The organism is Staphylococcus sp. T93 (assembly GCF_016743875.1).
Lineage (GTDB): Bacteria > Bacillota > Bacilli > Staphylococcales > Staphylococcaceae > Staphylococcus > Staphylococcus aureus.
On the sequence record NZ_CP068247.1, the window covers coordinates 824,472 to 842,368 of the forward strand.

Consider the following 17,897-nt stretch of genomic DNA (forward strand, 5'->3'; position numbering starts at 1 on the left):
TATGACGATTTTATCAGAAATTGTTAAATATAAACAGTCACTTTTACAAAATGGCTATTATCAAGACAAACTTAATACCTTGAAAAGTGTGAAGATTCAGAATAAAAAATCTTTTATAAACGCAATTGAGAAAGAACCAAAGCTAGCAATTATTGCAGAAATTAAATCGAAGAGTCCTACAGTTAATGACTTACCTGAACGAGATTTATCGCAACAAATCTCAGATTATGACCAATATGGTGCAAATGCCGTGTCCATTTTAACTGATGAAAAGTACTTTGGTGGTAGTTTTGAAAGATTACAAGCATTGACGACAAAAACAACATTACCCGTATTATGCAAAGACTTTATTATAGACCCGCTTCAAATTGATGTTGCTAAACAAGCTGGTGCATCTATGATTTTATTGATCGTTAACATCTTATCTGATAAACAATTGAAAGATTTATATAACTACGCTATATCGCAAAATCTAGAAGTGTTAGTTGAAGTACATGATCGCCATGAATTAGAACGTGCCTATAAGGTTAATGCTAAATTGATTGGTGTAAATAACAGGGACTTAAAACGATTTGTTACAAATGTGGAACATACAAATACTATTTTAGAAAATAAAAAAACAAATCATTATTATATTTCTGAAAGTGGTATTCACGATGCATCTGATGTAAGAAAAATCTTGCATAGTGGTATCGATGGCTTACTAATAGGTGAGGCGCTTATGCGTTGTGACAATCTATCTGAATTTTTACCACAACTGAAAATGCAAAAGGTGAAGTCATGATGAAATTGAAATTTTGTGGCTTTACATCAATAAAGGATGTTACAGCGGCCAGTCAATTACCTATTGATGCGATAGGTTTCATCCATTATGAAAAAAGTAAAAGGCATCAAACAATTACCCAAATAAAAAAGTTAGCGTCTGCTGTTCCAAATCATATCGATAAAGTATGTGTCATGGTAAATCCTGATTTAACAACAATTGAACACGTATTAAGCAATACGTCAATTAACACAATACAGTTACACGGCACAGAATCTATTGATTTTATACAGGAAATTAAAAAGAAATATTCAAGCATTAAAATCACTAAAGCTTTAGCTGCAGATGAAAACATAATCCAAAACATAAATAAATATAAAGGGTTCGTAGATTTATTTATTATCGACACACCCTCAGTGTCGTATGGTGGTACCGGTCAAACATATGACTGGACTATTTTGAAGCACATAAAAGACATACCTTATTTGATAGCAGGAGGCATTAACTCTGAAAATATTCAAACAGTTAATCAACTTAAATTATCACATCAAGGTTATGATCTTGCATCAGGTATAGAAGTAAATGGGCGAAAAGATATAGAAAAAATGACAGCAATTGTAAATATTGTGAAAGGAGATAGAGACAATGAATAAACAAATACAAACAGAAGCAGATGAATTAGGTTTCTTTGGTGAATATGGAGGGCAATATGTTCCAGAAACATTAATGCCAGCAATTATTGAGTTGAAAAAAGCTTATAAAGAGGCAAAAGCAGACCCAGAGTTTCAAAGAGAACTGGAATACTATTTATCAGAGTATGTAGGACGCGCGACACCACTTACATATGCTGCATCATATACTGAAAGCCTAGGTGGCGCTAAAATATATTTGAAACGAGAGGATCTAAATCATACAGGCGCCCATAAAATTAATAATGCGTTAGGTCAAGCGTTGCTTGCTAAAAGAATGGGCAAGAAGAAGCTTGTTGCTGAAACTGGTGCGGGTCAACATGGTGTAGCTAGTGCTACGGTTGCTGCATTATTTGATATGGAACTTGTTGTCTTTATGGGAAGTGAAGATATTAAAAGACAACAACTTAATGTATTTAGAATGGAATTACTTGGTGCAAAGGTTGTGGCAGTTGAAGATGGTCAAGGGACTTTATCGGATGCAGTTAATAAAGCATTGCAATATTGGGTAAGTCATGTAGATGATACACATTATTTATTAGGTTCTGCATTAGGTCCAGACCCGTTCCCAACGATTGTTAGAGATTTTCAGAGTGTGATTGGTAAAGAAATAAAATCACAGATATTGAAGAAAGAAGGTCGACTTCCGGATGCAATTGTAGCATGTATCGGTGGTGGCTCAAATGCAATCGGTACATTTTATCCATTTATTAAAGATGATGTTGCATTATACGGTGTTGAAGCCGCAGGTCAAGGCGATGATACTGATAAACATGCACTTGCAATTGGCAAAGGATCACCTGGCGTATTACATGGTACTAAAATGTATTTAATTCAAGATGAAGATGGGCAAGTGCAACTAGCACATTCTATTTCAGCAGGACTTGATTATCCTGGTATTGGACCAGAACATTCTTATTACCACGACATTGGTAGAGTAACTTTTGAAAATGCTAGTGATACACAAGCAATGAATGCTTTAATCAACTTTACAAAACATGAAGGTATTATACCTGCAATTGAAAGTGCACATGCACTGAGTTATGTTGAAAGACTAGCGCCTACGATGTCGAAAGAAGATATTATTGTAGTAACTATTTCTGGACGTGGCGATAAAGATATGGAAACAATTAGACAATATATGGTAGAGCGAGGTCTTGCAAATGACTAAATTATTTATACCTTATATTATGGGCAATAAAGATTTGATTGAAAATGCAACATTGTTGAGTGAAAATGGTGCAGATATAATTGAAATTGGAGTACCTTTCTCTGATCCGGTTGCTGATGGTCCAGTTATCATGGAAGCAGGTCAACAAGCGATTAAACAAGGCATCACGATAGATTATATTTTCAATCAATTAGAAAAACATGGTGATCAAATTAAGTGTAACTATGTATTAATGACGTATTATAATATTATTTGTCATTATGGAGAACAAGCGTTTTTTGAAAAATGTCGAGATACTGGTGTCTACGGCTTAATTATTCCTGATTTACCATATGAATTATCGCAGCGTTTAAAACAACAATTTAGTCACTATGGCGTCAAAATCATATCGTTAGTTGCGATGACTACTGATGACAAACGTATAAAAGATATCGTATCCCATGCGGAAGGCTTTATTTATACTGTGACGATGAATGCGACAACAGGGCAAAACGGTGCGTTTCATCCAGAATTAAAACGAAAAATTGAGTCAATTAAAGCGATAGCCAATGTGCCAGTTGTCGCAGGATTTGGTATAAGAACACCACAACATGTTGCAGATATAAAAGAGGTTGCAGATGGCATTGTCATTGGTAGCGAAATCGTTAAGCGATTTAAATCTAACACGCGTGAGGAAATCATTAAATATTTACAATCTATCCAACAAACATTGAATAATTAAGTTTACTTGATTTAAAAAAATTAGGCGAATACTGTTTGAAAAAGTGAAAAACGGTGAATTATAAAATTGAATACAATTTCAAAAAAAGTAATATGAGCAAACCCAAACGTTCATATTACTTTTTTTGAAATTGTATTCAAAAACCTAAATATTACTATAAAAGTATACGCAATTAAAGCGTTTATGTTTTAGTTTTAACATTAACTATTGTATACTTATTTAGATTAGATTTATTATTTTTGACATTTGCAGAGGGGAAATAGAAAAACTGCAAATACGGAAATGAAATTAATTAACGAGAGACAAATAGGAGTAATGATAATGAAGTTTACAAATTTAACAGCTAAAGAGTTTGGTGCCTTTACAGATAGCATGCCATACAGTCATTTCACGCAAACTGTTGGCCACTATGAGTTAAAGCTTGCTGAAGGTTATGAAACACATTTAGTGGGAATAAAAAACAATAATAACGAGGTCATTGCAGCTTGCTTACTTACTGCTGTACCTGTTATGAAAGTGTTCAAGTATTTTTATTCAAATCGCGGTCCAGTGATTGATTATGAAAATCAAGAACTCGTACACTTTTTCTTTAATGAATTATCAAAATATGTTAAAAAACATCGTTGTCTATACCTACATATCGATCCATATTTACCATATCAATACTTGAATCATGATGGCGAGATTACAGGTAATGCTGGTAATGATTGGTTCTTTGATAAAATGAGTAACTTAGGATTTGAACATACTGGATTCCATAAAGGATTTGATCCTGTGCTACAAATTCGTTATCACTCAGTGTTAGATTTAAAAGATAAAACAGCAGATGACATCATTAAAAATATGGATGGACTTAGAAAAAGAAACACGAAAAAAGTTAAAAAGAATGGTGTTAAAGTAAGATTTTTATCTGAAGAAGAACTACCAATTTTTAGATCATTTATGGAAGATACGTCAGAATCAAAAGCTTTTGCTGATCGTGATGACAAATTTTACTACAATCGCTTAAAATATTACAAAGACCGTGTGTTAGTACCTTTAGCGTATATCAACTTTGATGAATATATTAAAGAACTAAACGAAGAGCGTGATATTTTAAATAAAGATTTAAATAAAGCGTTAAAGGATATTGAAAAACGTCCTGAAAATAAAAAAGCACATAACAAGCGAGATAACTTACAACAACAACTTGATGCAAATGAGCAAAAGATTGAAGAAGGTAAACGTCTACAAGAAGAACATGGTAATGAATTACCTATCTCTGCTGGTTTCTTCTTTATCAATCCATTTGAAGTTGTTTATTATGCTGGTGGTACATCAAATGCATTCCGTCATTTTGCCGGAAGTTATGCAGTGCAATGGGAAATGATTAATTATGCATTAAATCATGGCATTGACCGTTATAATTTCTATGGTGTTAGTGGTAAATTTACAGAAGATGCTGAAGATGCTGGTGTAGTTAAATTCAAAAAAGGTTACAATGCTGAAATTATTGAATATGTTGGTGACTTTATTAAACCAATTAATAAACCTGTTTACGCAGCATATACCGCACTTAAAAAAGTTAAAGACAGAATTTTTTAGGAAGGGAATTATCAAAACATGAAATTTACAGAGTTAACTGTTACCGAATTTGACAACTTTGTACAAAATCCATCATTGGAAAGTCATTATTTCCAAGTAAAAGAAAATATAGTTACCCGTGAGAATGATGGCTTTGAAGTAGTTTTATTAGGTATTAAAGACGACAATAACAAAGTAATTGCAGCAAGCCTTTTCTCTAAAATTCCTACTATGGGAAGTTATGTTTACTATTCGAATCGTGGTCCAGTAATGGATTTTTCAGATTTAGGATTAGTTGATTATTATTTAAAAGAGTTAGATAAATATTTACAGCAACATCAATGTTTATATGTTAAATTAGATCCGTATTGGTTATATCATCTATATGATAAAGATATCGTGCCATTTGAAGGTCGCGAGAAAAATGATGCCCTAGTAAACTTGTTTAAATCACATGGTTACGAGCATCATGGCTTTACAACTGAGTATGATACATCGAGCCAAGTACGATGGATGGGCGTATTAAACCTTGAAGGTAAAACACCCGAAACATTGAAAAAGACATTTGATAGTCAACGTAAACGTAATATTAATAAAGCGATAAACTATGGTGTTAAAGTCAGATTCCTTGAACGTGATGAGTTCAATCTTTTCTTAGATTTATATCGTGAAACTGAAGAGCGTGCTGGATTTGTATCAAAAACAGATGATTATTTTTATAACTTTATTGACACATATGGAGATAAAGTATTAGTACCATTAGCATATATTGACCTTGATGAATATGTGTTAAAGTTGCAACAGGAATTGAATGACAAAGAAAATCGTCGTGATCAAATGATGGCGAAAGAAAACAAATCAGATAAGCAAATGAAGAAAATTGCAGAATTAGATAAGCAAATTGATCATGATCAGCATGAATTATTGAATGCAAGTGAATTGAGCAAAACGGACGGCCCAATTCTAAACCTTGCTTCTGGCGTTTATTTTGCAAATGCATATGAAGTGAATTATTTCTCTGGTGGTTCATCAGAAAAATATAATCAATTTATGGGACCATACATGATGCATTGGTTTATGATTAACTATTGCTTCGATAATGGCTATGATCGTTATAATTTCTATGGTTTATCAGGTGATTTTACGGAAAACAGTGAAGATTATGGCGTATACCGCTTTAAACGTGGATTTAATGTACAAATCGAAGAATTAATAGGGGATTTCTATAAACCAATTCATAAAGTGAAATATTGGTTGTTCACAACATTGGATAAATTACGTAAAAAATTAAAGAAATAGATGTAAATGATGTTAGGGCTTATAGTTATTGATACTATAGGCTCTTTTTTATATGTTTTTTAATAAAGCCTCGAATAATGATATATTAAATGACAAGTTTAACAAGTGATTGCAATAAATATAAATATGAATTGCACAACCTATTTGTAAATGATTGAGTTGAGTATACTTTTTAATTCATTCAATATGACTCAAAACAAGCCAATATGTATTATATTTTTGGTGAATAAACCTTAGCATAACAATTTATGTCTGATTATATATGTGTGTGTTTGCAAGTGTGTGATATCAAATGTCATATTTGTCTAATTGTAATTTATAAAATGCATGAGCAATGATTGCTGTAACAAATTCTAGCAAAGTATTCAGTTTGTATTTTAGAAATAAAAATGATGATAGATGTATGATCGATATAAAAGATTTAATATGCACCAAAACGTGAGTAATTGGTTTAATGAAACATAACATGAATGTAAATTTAGCTTACTGACATAAACACTACACAAACATACAGTTATATAAGTCCCCTTATGGAATTTCACATTCTAGTTTACATAATATATATTATAGGAAGTTATATGTGTGTAACGCAAAAGGTACCCTACATCATAATCATTATCTAATATCGTCACATAACTTACTTATGCTATAATCATGGTATTATATTGTTTGGAGTGATTTGATGAGATTTGTCTTTGATATTGATGGTACGCTTTGTTTTGACGGCCGATTAATTGACCAGACTATTATTGATACATTGTTACAATTACAACATGATGGTCATGAACTTATATTTGCATCAGCACGTCCGATTCGTGATTTGTTGCCAGTTTTACCATCAGTATTTCATCAGCACACATTAATTGGCGCAAATGGTGCTATGATTTCACAGCAATCAAAGATTTCTGTTATCAAACCAATTCATACTGATACATATCATCATATCTTCAAAATAATTCAAAAGTATGAGTTAGATTATATTATTGATGATGATTGGAATTATGCTGCACAACTTGACGCTGAGAACGCGATTTTTGAGCGTTTAGATCCACATAAGCTGGCCAGTTGTATTGATGTTGCAAATATCGACACGCCAATCAAGATTATTTTATTAAATATAGACCCGGCACAAATTACAACTATATTAGACGAGCTAGATAAATACCATCAAGAATTGGAAATGATTCACCATTCAAATGAGTATAACATTGATATAACAGCGCAAAATATTAACAAATATACTGCATTACAATATATATTTGATGCAGATGTTAAATATATAGCATTTGGTAATGACCACAATGATATTGTCATGTTACAACATGCTAGTAGTGGCTATATTATAGGACCATCAGAAGCATACACACACGCAATATTGAAACTTGATAAAATCAAACACATCAATAATAATGCACAAGCTATTTGCAAAGTCTTAAAATCATATAAATAAAAACACCCCTATCAAATGATAATCATTATCAATCGATAGGGGCTATTTTAATAAAATTCGTCCTCGAACATTTCTTCCTCTTCATCTAATCCAAATAATTCTGCCATTTCTCCATGTTCAATTAACATGTTTAAATATGCATCGCGGAGTTCTTCTTCACTCATATCATTAATCATTTCTTTAAGACTATCAATCCACATATTTCTGCGTAATTGATAGTCTTCTTCAACTTCGTTTAACATCATTATATGTTTATTTGCTGCTTCTGGACTAGCTGTAAAGAGTAATGCAATCATATGTTTACATATCACTCGTCTTCCATCAGCATGAGGACAATTACATATGGATTTTCTAGGATGTTCCATATCAATATAACAACGATATACTTTGTTGCCACTGCCCTTTACTTCAGCCTCATGCTGCGTTTCTGAAAATGATTTTAAGTTAATGACGCATTCACTTTGATAATAATTAAAGCCTCTTTCTATAGAACGAATACTTGCAATATCAAGTAATCCCATTAATGATACTCCTTTTTATTATTATTTTTAAATAAAGAAAATAAAATAGATAAGTGTCTAGATTAAAATACTTGATTTATCTATATTTTATAACAAGTCTAGAATTATCGCATTCTTAAATAACTAATATGAAAATGCTTGCACTAATTCTTTTGTATAAGGGTGTCTATCAACATTAAATAATTCCTCTATTGCAAAATCATCGACTATCATGCCATCCTTAAGAACGATAATTCTATTAACTAAGCGTTGTAACACGGATAAATCATGAGAAATAACGATAAAATGATTTAAGTTCGTAATCGTTTGCGCTTTTAATATATTGATTACATTTTGTTCAGCTATAACATCTAAATTTGAAGTTATCTCATCACATATTAAAACGCGAGGCTGTGCTAATAACGAACGCATGACATTAAATCTTTGTAATTGTCCGCCACTCACTTCGCTTGGTAATTTAGTCAATAATTGCGCGTTTAACTCAAAAGTAGATAAATGTTGTAATAATAATTGATCCTGAGCAGTATTATCAGTTAGACCTCTGTAATAATATAACGCTTCTTTTAATGAGGTCTCAATCGTCCAATCAGGGTTAAAGCTAGTTAAAGGGTGTTGGAAAATCGGTAACACAGCATTGTCACTTAAGTAAATCTCTCCTTTAACAGGTTTAAACAAGCCAAGAACCAATGAAGCGAGCGTACTTTTACCACAGCCACTTTCGCCTAAAATACCAACATTTTCTCCATCAGGTATAGTAATATTGATATCTTGTAGCACCATCTGCTTTTTATTATAACCAAAAGTCACATGTTTTAACTCAATCATAGTAATCCCTCTTTAATTGTGTTCTATATTTAATTAGACGTTCAGTATACGGATGCAAATGCTCATACTTGAAATGATTAATATTACCTCGTTCAATGATTTGACCTTCTTTTAAAACATAAATGTACTGACAATATTTCAATACATGACTTAAGTTATGTGTGATAATAAATAATGTTTGACCATGTTCTAATACAATATGCTGTAATAAATCCATCACTTGATTACCGTTCAAAGCATCCAATGATGCAACTGGTTCGTCTGCAATGATTAATTTAGGCTCCAACATGAGAACGCTTGCTATGTATACGCGTTCAAGTTGGCCCCCAGAAAGTTGGAAACTATATTTATTTAATATATCTTTGCTTTGTAAATTAACCCACGACAAAGCCTTATCAACTTTGGACAAAGCCTCTTCTTTACTACCTTTATAATGCTTACGATAAATCGCAGTTAACTGTTTACCTAATTTAGTATGGTCGTTAAAACTTTCTGCATAATTTTGAGAAATATAGCCAATTGTATGACCATAATATTGACTCAATCTACTAACATTTTCCCCATCAAATTGGTACGAATCATACGTGCAGCTTAAATCAAATGGTAAATATTCAAGTAAAGCTTTAGCAATCAAACTTTTTCCAGCGCCGCTCTCTCCAATCAAGGCATTAATCTGTTGACTAAAAATTTTCAAATCAATCCCTTTAATAAGAGATTTCTCACTAGTATTCTTTATTGTTAAATTTTGTATATCAATGAGACTCATCATATTCACCCCGTTGTTTCAGCAATCTATCTCTTAGTGCATCACCGGTTAAATTAAAAATTAAAATAGTTATAGCAATGACTGAAGCAGGTGCAATCAACATAATTGGATGAGACGAAATAAAATCACGACCTTGTTGCAACATAGCGCCCCACTCTGGTGTTGGCGGTTGTGCACCTAACCCAATAAATGATAGTGAACTTATATATAGAATGATTTTACCGAAATCAACGACCATCAAAACGATAATAGCCGGTATAATTTTAGGTGTTAAATGACGTATTAATATTGTTCTTGTTGGTACATGAAATAATTGTGCCATTTTTATATAAGGCTTATTCATTTCGCTATTAACTATACTTCTAGTCAACCTTGTGTAATTCATCCATTTTATTAATGTAATTGAGATAACTAAATTCCATAAAGATGGTTGAAAAAAACTTGCTAAAGCAATCATGATGATAAATTCTGGAATACTTAGACCAACATCAATAAACCTTAACACTAATCGTTCAATCCACCCTTTTTTGTATCCGGCAAATAGACCTAGTGTAACACCTATGACAACGATAGCTATTAATGTTAAAACAGTAACAAACAATGTTGAACGTGCACCGATAATAATTCGGGTAAATAAATCTCTCCCATAATCATCAGTTCCTAATAAATGCAACCAACTAATAGGTTCAAAAGTTTGTGATAAATTGACTTTGGTTGCATTTTCACTACTGACAAAGAATTGCAGTACAATTACCACAAAAATAAATGCAACGAATACAAAAAATATCAGGTTATTCTTTGAAAATATTTTATGCATGACGGTCACTACTTTCTGATATCAATGGTGTATTGGTTTTGATTTTTGGATTTCCTAATTGTAAACGCTGCTTCGGATCAAGTAATAACGTTAATAAATCAGCAATCGTATTGATAATAACAACGAAGAAGCCAATAAATAACACGCATCCTTGAATAACAGGATAATCTCGAGATTTAATACTATCCATTAATAGATAACCAATACCAGGTATATCAAATAAATTTTCAATCACTACAGTACCACCTATTAGACTGCCAAGTGAAATCCCTAGTAATGGGATAATCGGCAAAATTGTTGGTTTTAGTAAATCATGAATTAAAATATAACGTTCATTCATACCGCGTAATCTTGATGCTTGTACGATATTACTTTGCAATAACATCAATAAATTAGAACGCACTAAACGAATGATGTATGCACACATACCTAAAGATAGCGTGATTACAGGTAATATAAACTGACTTAGTATAACGCTATCTATATTCATTAAATTTGTGACAATAAATAATAAAATAATACCGATAAAGAACGCTGGTAAACTAATCGATAGTGTTGAGATCACTCTAATCACTTTATCCGTCCACTTATGAAATCGTTTGGCTGCTATAATGCCGAGCGGTATAGATATGCATAACGACACTACTAATGTTGAAAATGATATGAGTAATGTTATGGGTGCATAGTTGAATAATATCTGTGTTACCGGTTCTTTTGATTCAAAACTTTTTCCTAAATTAAAATGTAATAAATGATTCATCCAATGCCACCACTGTACCAATAAAGAATCATTTAATCCCAATTTATCTTTGGTTGCATTTATTTGTTCCGTCGACACTTGTGCTACATCAAGATGTAATATTTTATCAACAGGATTGCCTGGTGATAATTTCATTAAAATGAATGTAAGTGTAGAAATAACAAATAAAACAACTATCATTTGCATCAGTCTATACAACATAGACTTTATTATGAACATAATAGTCCCCCTCCTTGTGTAAGTTACTAACACTTTCTTTTTACATGAGAATGGCGCATGTATATGCAACTTACATATTAAGAACTAACGTTCATTATAGTATTATCCATAAAGAAATTGAAGTATATTTAATTTTTTAACAAAATCATTATAAAATATAATATTTTGAATCAAGTCAACCATGTAAAATATAAAAAAGTCAAAACAAAAACAACTATAGCACTGTATTCCATCTCTTTCGAAATAATTGTTACTGCAGTGTAACTTAAAAGTCGATGATTTTGTGCATATAGTTGTCGAATATTATTTTTTATCTTTACGGCGAAGTTCAGCGCCCTCATAGCCGTATTTTTCAATTTGCTTTTCTAATTTACGCGCTTTTCTTTCTTTACGCCAATTTCTAGTAAAATACCATAATAGAAAACTAATTAATAAACTCATAATCGCTAAAAATGCAGCGTATCCTAATAATGGTTGATATTTTATATCTTGAAAATTTGGAATAAAAAATGCAAGCACACCTAATATAACAAATGTAATTACTGCAGATACAAACCATTTATTTAAAACTAAGCAACAGAATATTGTTAATAAAATCATTATTAATGTTGTGATCCATAAATAATTAGGCATATCGAATAATGTCATATTCATTCTCCTTTTATTTCATTACTTTCCTTGTATACATTTTATTATAAATTTTTAAAAACTTAAACAATAGCAGTCAGTTTCAAGCAATATTCTATCTACTAATAGAAAAATCATTGTTCCTTGCGACATGGAAATCGTAACATTATCGTTTAGGAGACAAAATTATGTATAATGAATGTATTATACCAAAGGAGTGATTATATGTCTCAAGGTTTACCTTTAAGAGAAGATGTTCCTGTTTCAGAAACATGGGATTTAGTAGACTTATTTAAAGATGATCAACAATATTATGAAAGTATTGACGCTCTAGTACAACAAGCAAATCAATTTCATCATACATATGCAACAACATTAAATTCAATCGAACAAATTAATACTGCTTTAGCTGAATTAGAAAATATTTTAATTGCCTTAGATCGCTTAAGTAATTATGCAGAACTACGTTTAAGTGTAGATACTAGTAATATCGAGGCACAAGTATTGAGCGCTAAATTATCTACTACATACGGTAAAATTGTTAGCCAATTATCATTTGTAGAGTCAGAAATACTTGAATTACCAGAAGAAATACTTCAACAATTAGAAGAATCATGTCCATATCAACACTATATTAAACAGTTAATAAAACAAAAGCCATTCCAATTATCTGCGTCGGTAGAACAAGTATTAGCAACTTTATCACCTACGCTAAACAGTCCTTACGATTTATACGGCACGACAAAAATGCTAGATATTACATTCGATTCATTTGAACATGATGGTACAACGTACCCTGTCGACTATGCTACGTTTGAAAATGATTATGAAGATAATAAAGATCCTGAGTTTAGACGTAAAAGTTTCAAATCGTTTAGCGATGGGATTCGAAAATATCAGCATACTACCGCGGCTACATATAATATGCAAGTACAACAAGAAAAAATTGAAGCTGATTTACGTGGATTTGAATCAGTCATCGATTATTTATTACATAGTCAAGAAGTAACGCGTGATATGTTTGACCGTCAAATCGATATGATTATGCGTGACTTGGCACCAGTTATGCAGAAATATGCTAAACTTTTACAACGTATTCACGGATTAGATAACATGCGTTTTGAAGACTTGAAGATTTCTGTAGACCCTGATTATGAACCAGAGATTTCAATTGAAGACTCAAAAAATTATATTTTCGGTGCGTTAAGTGTTTTAGGTGATGACTATACAAACATGTTACGTGAAGCATACGATCAGCGATGGATTGATTTTGCACAAAATAAAGGTAAAGATACAGGCGCATTTTGTGCAAGTCCATACTTTACACATTCATATGTGTTTATTTCTTGGACTGGTAAAATGGCTGAAGCATTTGTCTTAGCACATGAATTAGGTCATGCAGGTCATTTTACATTAGCTCAAAAACATCAACCATATCTTGAATCAGAAGCATCAATGTACTTTGTTGAAGCCCCTTCTACAATGAATGAAATGTTGATGGCCAATTATTTATTTAACACAAGTGATAATCCAAGATTTAAGCGTTGGGTTATTGGCTCAATTTTATCTAGAACATATTATCATAATATGGTTACCCATTTATTAGAAGCTGCTTATCAACGTGAAGTGTATCACAAAGTAGATCAAGGTGAATCTTTAAATGCGCCGACATTAAATGAAATAATGCTAAATGTTTATAAACAATTTTTTGGAGATGCAGTAGACATGACTGAGGGTGCTGAATTAACATGGATGCGTCAACCTCATTACTATATGGGATTATATTCGTATACGTATTCTGCTGGCTTAACAATCGGAACTGTCGTTTCTCAAAAGATTAAAAATGAAGGCCAACCAGCTGTTGATGCTTGGTTAGAAACATTGAAAAAAGGTGGTAGTGTATCACCTGTCGAACTTGCAAACATTGCAGGTGTAGACATTACTACAGAACAGCCACTTAAATCTACAATTCAATATATTTCTGATTTAGTCGATGAAGTTGAAAAATTAACAGATGAAATTGAGCAAGCAAATAACTAAGATGCGAGACAATTTATAGTAGAACAATATAAACCAAGATTTTCACATTACTAATTGTGAGAATCTTGGTTTTTTTGAGGGTTTATGAATAATAGAAATATATATTTATCGTAAGGGATTTTATAGTAATAACTTTAAGTTATTGTTCGTAATGTGTACCTGTTAAATAAAAATAAACACTTTCAGCGATGTTAATAATATGATCACCAATACGTTCTAAATGTCTTGCTGCTAAATGAGCTTGTGCAGCGACAAATGGATCGTTATCAATAAGATACGTTGCGTTAATAATATGACTATATAAGTCATCGATATCTTCATCACGCTCAATTATTTCTCTTATTAATACGGTATCTTTCTTTTTAAATGCTTGATCTAAGTCCTTTAACATTAACATAGCTAATTTACCCATTGTCTTTAAACGGGTTAACACATAATCATCTGTAATCTTTGTACGCAATCGAATATTGGCAATACTCGAGGCATTATCTCCTATTCTTTCTAAATCGGAGGCGATTTTTAATGAAGAAATCATCATACGCAAATCACTCGCAATGGGCTGTTGCTTTGTAATTAACATGATAACTCGCTCATTAATATCATAATTTAATTGATTGATATGTTTATCGTTTTTAACTGTTTGTCGTGCAAAGCCTCTATCGTCAATACTTAATGATTTTATACCATTTTCAATACTCACATAGACATTTGCACCTAACCGACGTAATTCTTTTATTAAATCATCAAGTTGCTCCTGATATCGTTGTCTAATTATTGCCATTATATATCAACCAAACCTTCCTGAAATATAATCTTCTGTTTTCTTGTTTGATGGGTTAGAGAAAATTTTATCAGTATCATCATATTCATTGACATAACCATTTAAGAAAAATGCAGTTTTATCTGATACACGAGCTGCTTGTTGCATATTATGTGTAACCATAATAATTGTATACTTTTCTTTTAGTTCTTGAACCAACTCTTCTACTCTTAATGTTGAGATTGGATCTAATGCTGATGTCGGTTCATCCATTAAAATGACTTCAGGTTCAATTGCTAAACAACGCGCGATACAAACACGTTGTTGTTGCCCACCGGATAAACTATATGCATTTGTGTGCAACCTATCCTTTAATTCATCCCAAATTGCAGCGCCACGTAATGATTTCTCAACGATTTCATCAAGAACTTTTTTATTTTTAATACCGTGAATCTTTGGACCGTAAGTAATATTATCGTATATTGATTTTGGAAATGGATTAGGTTGTTGAAAGACCATGCCCACATTTGTACGTAATTGTTCTTTAGAATATTTTTGATCAAAAATGTCTTGATCTCGATATAATATTTTACCAGCTGTTTTCACAGAAGGTACTAACTCAACCATTCGATTCAAAGTTTTAATATATGTTGATTTGCCACAACCAGATGGACCTATAATGGCAGTAATTTGGTTTTCATAAATATCTAAATTAATATTTTGTAATGCATGATTTTCGCCATACCATAAGTCTAAATTTTGTGTTGAATATATAACAGAATGTGAGTTTGTATCATCTGGTGTTTTATGATGACTTTGTGAGACATCAAACGTATGACTTTGAGATATTTGTTTAGTTTGTGCAAGTGTTTGCGCCATATTTAAAACTCCCTTTTTAATAGATAAATGAGATTGATTGTTTAAATTAGAATTTTTTACTAAATTTGTTACGTAAAATAATCGCAACGCCATTCATTAAGATTAAGATAACTAGTAAAACGATAATGCCTGCCGATGCAACATTCTGGAATTCTTCTTGAGGCATTTTCGCCCAAGTAAATATTTGGATAGGTAATGCTGAAAATTGATCCAATATACTTCTAGGTGTTGCCAATAATATAGTCGGTATACCGATTAGCACAAGTGGCGCTGTTTCTCCCAGTGCTCTTGAAAGAGACAAAATGAATCCAGTTAAAATACCAGGTAACGCTGCTGGTAAGACAACACGTCTTATCGTTTGCCATTTATTAGCACCTAAGCCGTAAGAAGCTTCGCGTACTGAGTTAGGTACAGCTCTAATTGCTTCCTGACTTGAAACAATAATAATTGGTAATATCAGTAAGGTCATTGTTAGCGCTGCTGCCAATATACTGTTACCCATTTTCAAGGCTTCAATCCCTGCACCACCAACGAACAAAGTATAACCTAATAACCCAAATACAACTGATGGTACACCAGCTAAATTGGAAATACTGATTTTAACAAACTGAGTAAATTTGTTGTTTTTCGCATATTCTTCTAAGTATATAGCTGTACCTATTCCTAGGATGATTGATAATGGAATGATACTTAACATTAACCAAAGTGAACCGATTAACGCGCCTTTAACGCCAGCCATAGATGGTGTTGAAGAAGAAAAATTAGTGAAAAACTGTAAATTTAAATGACTTACCCCTTTAATCAATGTTTGAGTTAACAACGCAATAAGTACGACAAGTCCTAATAATGTACATGCTAAAAATATGAGTTTGAACACTTTATTTTTAACCGTTCTGGATGATAAATGTTTTTGGACAAGTTGTTGATCGACGAGTGATTGTCTATTATTATCTGTCGTTTCCATATTAATACTCCTCCCTAAAACGCTTAGAAATCCACTGAGAAAGTAAATTCATGATTAAGGTAAAGATAAATAGTGTGAACCCTACAGCATAAATACTGTAATAAATATTTGATCCAAATGTTGCATCACCTGTCGCTATCTCAACAATATATCCAGTCATTGTTTGAATCGAACTTGTTAAACTTAATGAAGCTGTTGGCGAACTACCTGCCGCTAATGATACAATCATCGTTTCTCCAATTGCTCTTGAAATCGCGAGAACGATTGAAGCTACAATACCTGATGTTGCTGCGGGAAGTACGACTTTAGTTGCTACTTCTAATTTAGTTGCTCCAAGTCCATAGGCACCTTCTCGAATTTTATTTGGTACAGATGCCATTGCATCCTCACTCAAACTTGTGATGAGAGGGACAATCATAATACCGACAACTAAGCCGGGACTTATAGCATTAAACTCTCCAAGACCTGGTATGAAAGATCTTAATACTGGTGTAACAAAGGTTAATGCAAAGAAACCAAACACAATTGTTGGTATTCCTGCTAAAATTTCTAATATCGGTTTAATTATGCGTCGTGCACGGTCACTTGCATATTCACTTAAATAAATTGCTGCACCAAGCCCGACTGGAACTGCAAATATAGTCGCAATAACTGTGATTTTTAAAGTCCCTATTATCAATGCCCAGATACCAAACTTAGGGTCTGAACCGGTAGGATTCCAAGTAGTAGAAAATAGAAATTCAGTTATTGGAATTCTGGTGAAAAAAGTGATGGTTTCTAAAAGCAATGTGATTAATATACCTAGTGTTGTTAAAATGGAAATCGCTGAAATTGCGGCTAAAATAACTGGTATAATTTTGTCATTATGCTTTCCTTTTTTATTATTATTTTTTTCGATTAAAGCTTTAACATTAGTAGATGAAGTCATAATCAAACCTCTTTCTATTACTCCCAAAATAATTAGATTTGTAAAATAATGATGAACCACTATTTTAAGTTGATAAGCTTGTAGACTAACTGAATGTCAAAATCAGCGTCTCGATAAATCAAGCTTTGTACTCTA

At 32.1% G+C, this 17,897-nt stretch carries 19 protein-coding genes; 8 read left to right on the plus strand and 11 right to left on the minus strand.

Going from position 1 to position 17,897, the window contains the following annotated elements; genetic code table 11:
• Position 1 precedes the first annotated feature (1 nt).
• The 7 genes from trpC to JG553_RS04045 all read left to right on the plus strand — a co-directional run bounded on the left by trpC (position 2) and on the right by JG553_RS04045 (position 7,656).
• A complete protein-coding gene (trpC, locus tag JG553_RS04015; RefSeq protein WP_000154116.1) occupies positions 2 to 784 on the plus strand; it encodes an indole-3-glycerol phosphate synthase TrpC in 783 nt (260 codons plus the stop codon).
• Positions 784 to 1,416 (plus strand): phosphoribosylanthranilate isomerase, encoded by a 633-nt coding sequence (locus tag JG553_RS04020; protein ID WP_000768192.1) that lies wholly within the window; start codon positions 784 to 786, stop codon positions 1,414 to 1,416. Before trpC ends, JG553_RS04020 begins: the two co-directional genes overlap by 1 nt.
• A complete protein-coding gene (gene trpB, locus JG553_RS04025) occupies positions 1,409 to 2,623 on the plus strand; it encodes a tryptophan synthase subunit beta (RefSeq protein ID WP_001041337.1) in 1,215 nt (404 codons plus the stop codon). Before JG553_RS04020 ends, trpB begins: the two co-directional genes overlap by 8 nt.
• A complete protein-coding gene (trpA, locus tag JG553_RS04030) occupies positions 2,616 to 3,344 on the plus strand; it encodes a tryptophan synthase subunit alpha (RefSeq protein ID WP_000163627.1) in 729 nt (242 codons plus the stop codon). Before trpB ends, trpA begins: the two co-directional genes overlap by 8 nt.
• A gap of 321 nt (positions 3,345 to 3,665) precedes the next feature.
• Positions 3,666 to 4,928: a glycine glycyltransferase FemA gene (gene femA, locus JG553_RS04035; RefSeq protein ID WP_000673309.1), complete on the plus strand. Its 1,263-nt coding sequence runs from the start codon at positions 3,666 to 3,668 to the stop codon at positions 4,926 to 4,928.
• An 18-nt stretch (positions 4,929 to 4,946) separates the two neighbouring features.
• Positions 4,947 to 6,206 carry a glycine glycyltransferase FemB gene (gene femB, locus JG553_RS04040; protein WP_000673098.1) on the plus strand — a complete coding sequence of 420 codons (1,260 nt, stop codon included), beginning with the start codon at positions 4,947 to 4,949 and terminating at the stop codon, positions 6,204 to 6,206.
• 682 nt (positions 6,207 to 6,888) lie between these two features.
• A complete protein-coding gene (locus JG553_RS04045; protein WP_001213019.1) occupies positions 6,889 to 7,656 on the plus strand; it encodes a Cof-type HAD-IIB family hydrolase in 768 nt (255 codons plus the stop codon).
• A gap of 47 nt (positions 7,657 to 7,703) precedes the next feature.
• Here the strand turns inward: JG553_RS04045 and JG553_RS04050 are convergent, their stop codons facing one another.
• From JG553_RS04050 to JG553_RS04080, 7 genes are all read right to left on the minus strand, one after another.
• The gene (locus tag JG553_RS04050; protein WP_000523665.1) at positions 7,704 to 8,177 is read right to left on the minus strand and encodes an SWIM zinc finger family protein; all 474 of its coding nucleotides are present in this window, start codon (positions 8,175 to 8,177) and stop codon (positions 7,704 to 7,706) included.
• Positions 8,178 to 8,300: 123 nt separating this feature from the next.
• Positions 8,301 to 9,002 carry an ABC transporter ATP-binding protein gene (locus JG553_RS04055; RefSeq protein ID WP_000571258.1) on the minus strand — a complete coding sequence of 234 codons (702 nt, stop codon included), beginning with the start codon at positions 9,000 to 9,002 and terminating at the stop codon, positions 8,301 to 8,303.
• Positions 8,995 to 9,768: an ATP-binding cassette domain-containing protein gene (locus JG553_RS04060; protein ID WP_000052317.1), complete on the minus strand. Its 774-nt coding sequence runs from the start codon at positions 9,766 to 9,768 to the stop codon at positions 8,995 to 8,997. Before JG553_RS04060 ends, JG553_RS04055 begins: the two co-directional genes overlap by 8 nt.
• The gene (gene nikC, locus JG553_RS04065) at positions 9,755 to 10,585 is read right to left on the minus strand and encodes a nickel transporter permease (protein ID WP_000548932.1); all 831 of its coding nucleotides are present in this window, start codon (positions 10,583 to 10,585) and stop codon (positions 9,755 to 9,757) included. Before nikC ends, JG553_RS04060 begins: the two co-directional genes overlap by 14 nt.
• A complete protein-coding gene (gene nikB / locus JG553_RS04070; protein ID WP_000469949.1) occupies positions 10,578 to 11,564 on the minus strand; it encodes a nickel ABC transporter permease in 987 nt (328 codons plus the stop codon). The genes nikC and nikB overlap by 8 nt, the downstream gene beginning before the upstream one ends.
• A gap of 170 nt (positions 11,565 to 11,734) precedes the next feature.
• The gene (locus JG553_RS04075; RefSeq protein WP_001791844.1) at positions 11,735 to 11,920 is read right to left on the minus strand and encodes a hypothetical protein; all 186 of its coding nucleotides are present in this window, start codon (positions 11,918 to 11,920) and stop codon (positions 11,735 to 11,737) included.
• Positions 11,868 to 12,212, minus strand: a complete 345-nt coding sequence (locus tag JG553_RS04080; protein ID WP_000171798.1) for a 6TM ABC transporter family protein — start codon at positions 12,210 to 12,212, stop codon at positions 11,868 to 11,870. The genes JG553_RS04075 and JG553_RS04080 overlap by 53 nt, the downstream gene beginning before the upstream one ends.
• 204 nt (positions 12,213 to 12,416) lie before the next feature.
• On the opposite strand from JG553_RS04080, the gene pepF reads away from it, so the two are divergent.
• Positions 12,417 to 14,231 carry an oligoendopeptidase F gene (gene pepF, locus JG553_RS04085; RefSeq protein ID WP_000077571.1) on the plus strand — a complete coding sequence of 605 codons (1,815 nt, stop codon included), beginning with the start codon at positions 12,417 to 12,419 and terminating at the stop codon, positions 14,229 to 14,231.
• Positions 14,232 to 14,370: 139 nt separating this feature from the next.
• Here pepF and phoU read toward each other — a convergent pair whose 3' ends face one another.
• The 4 genes from phoU to pstC are packed head-to-tail and all read right to left on the minus strand — an operon-like array spanning position 14,371 to position 17,762.
• Positions 14,371 to 15,012, minus strand: a complete 642-nt coding sequence (gene phoU, locus JG553_RS04090; RefSeq protein ID WP_000974847.1) for a phosphate signaling complex protein PhoU — start codon at positions 15,010 to 15,012, stop codon at positions 14,371 to 14,373.
• A gap of 6 nt (positions 15,013 to 15,018) precedes the next feature.
• Entirely contained in the window at positions 15,019 to 15,870 is an 852-nt protein-coding gene (gene pstB / locus JG553_RS04095) for a phosphate ABC transporter ATP-binding protein PstB (protein WP_000079447.1), read from the minus strand.
• 46 nt (positions 15,871 to 15,916) lie between these two features.
• Positions 15,917 to 16,834 (minus strand): phosphate ABC transporter permease PstA, encoded by a 918-nt coding sequence (gene pstA, locus JG553_RS04100; protein WP_000450297.1) that lies wholly within the window; start codon positions 16,832 to 16,834, stop codon positions 15,917 to 15,919.
• Position 16,835: 1 nt separating this feature from the next.
• Complete coding sequence (pstC, locus tag JG553_RS04105; protein WP_000204625.1) at positions 16,836 to 17,762, minus strand: phosphate ABC transporter permease subunit PstC; 927 nt, start codon at positions 17,760 to 17,762, stop codon at positions 16,836 to 16,838.
• Positions 17,763 to 17,897: the final 135 nt, after the last annotated feature.

Bases quoted from the DNA above. Each gene is read 5' to 3' on its own strand.
- trpC (WP_000154116.1), top strand. From the start codon at position 2: ATGACGATTTTATCAGAAATTGTTAAATATAAACAGTCACTTTTACAA.
- JG553_RS04020 (WP_000768192.1), top strand. From the start codon at position 784: ATGAAATTGAAATTTTGTGGCTTTACATCAATAAAGGATGTTACAGCG.
- trpB (WP_001041337.1), top strand. From the start codon at position 1,409: ATGAATAAACAAATACAAACAGAAGCAGATGAATTAGGTTTCTTTGGT.
- trpA (WP_000163627.1), top strand. From the start codon at position 2,616: ATGACTAAATTATTTATACCTTATATTATGGGCAATAAAGATTTGATT.
- femA (WP_000673309.1), top strand. From the start codon at position 3,666: ATGAAGTTTACAAATTTAACAGCTAAAGAGTTTGGTGCCTTTACAGAT.
- femB (WP_000673098.1), top strand. From the start codon at position 4,947: ATGAAATTTACAGAGTTAACTGTTACCGAATTTGACAACTTTGTACAA.
- JG553_RS04045 (WP_001213019.1), top strand. From the start codon at position 6,889: ATGAGATTTGTCTTTGATATTGATGGTACGCTTTGTTTTGACGGCCGA.
- JG553_RS04050 (WP_000523665.1), bottom strand. From the start codon at position 8,177: ATGGGATTACTTGATATTGCAAGTATTCGTTCTATAGAAAGAGGCTTT.
- JG553_RS04055 (WP_000571258.1), bottom strand. From the start codon at position 9,002: ATGATTGAGTTAAAACATGTGACTTTTGGTTATAATAAAAAGCAGATG.
- JG553_RS04060 (WP_000052317.1), bottom strand. From the start codon at position 9,768: ATGAGTCTCATTGATATACAAAATTTAACAATAAAGAATACTAGTGAG.
- nikC (WP_000548932.1), bottom strand. From the start codon at position 10,585: ATGCATAAAATATTTTCAAAGAATAACCTGATATTTTTTGTATTCGTT.
- nikB (WP_000469949.1), bottom strand. From the start codon at position 11,564: ATGTTCATAATAAAGTCTATGTTGTATAGACTGATGCAAATGATAGTT.
- JG553_RS04080 (WP_000171798.1), bottom strand. From the start codon at position 12,212: ATGACATTATTCGATATGCCTAATTATTTATGGATCACAACATTAATA.
- pepF (WP_000077571.1), top strand. From the start codon at position 12,417: ATGTCTCAAGGTTTACCTTTAAGAGAAGATGTTCCTGTTTCAGAAACA.
- phoU (WP_000974847.1), bottom strand. From the start codon at position 15,012: ATGGCAATAATTAGACAACGATATCAGGAGCAACTTGATGATTTAATA.
- pstB (WP_000079447.1), bottom strand. From the start codon at position 15,870: ATGGCGCAAACACTTGCACAAACTAAACAAATATCTCAAAGTCATACG.
- pstA (WP_000450297.1), bottom strand. From the start codon at position 16,834: ATGGAAACGACAGATAATAATAGACAATCACTCGTCGATCAACAACTT.
- pstC (WP_000204625.1), bottom strand. From the start codon at position 17,762: ATGACTTCATCTACTAATGTTAAAGCTTTAATCGAAAAAAATAATAAT.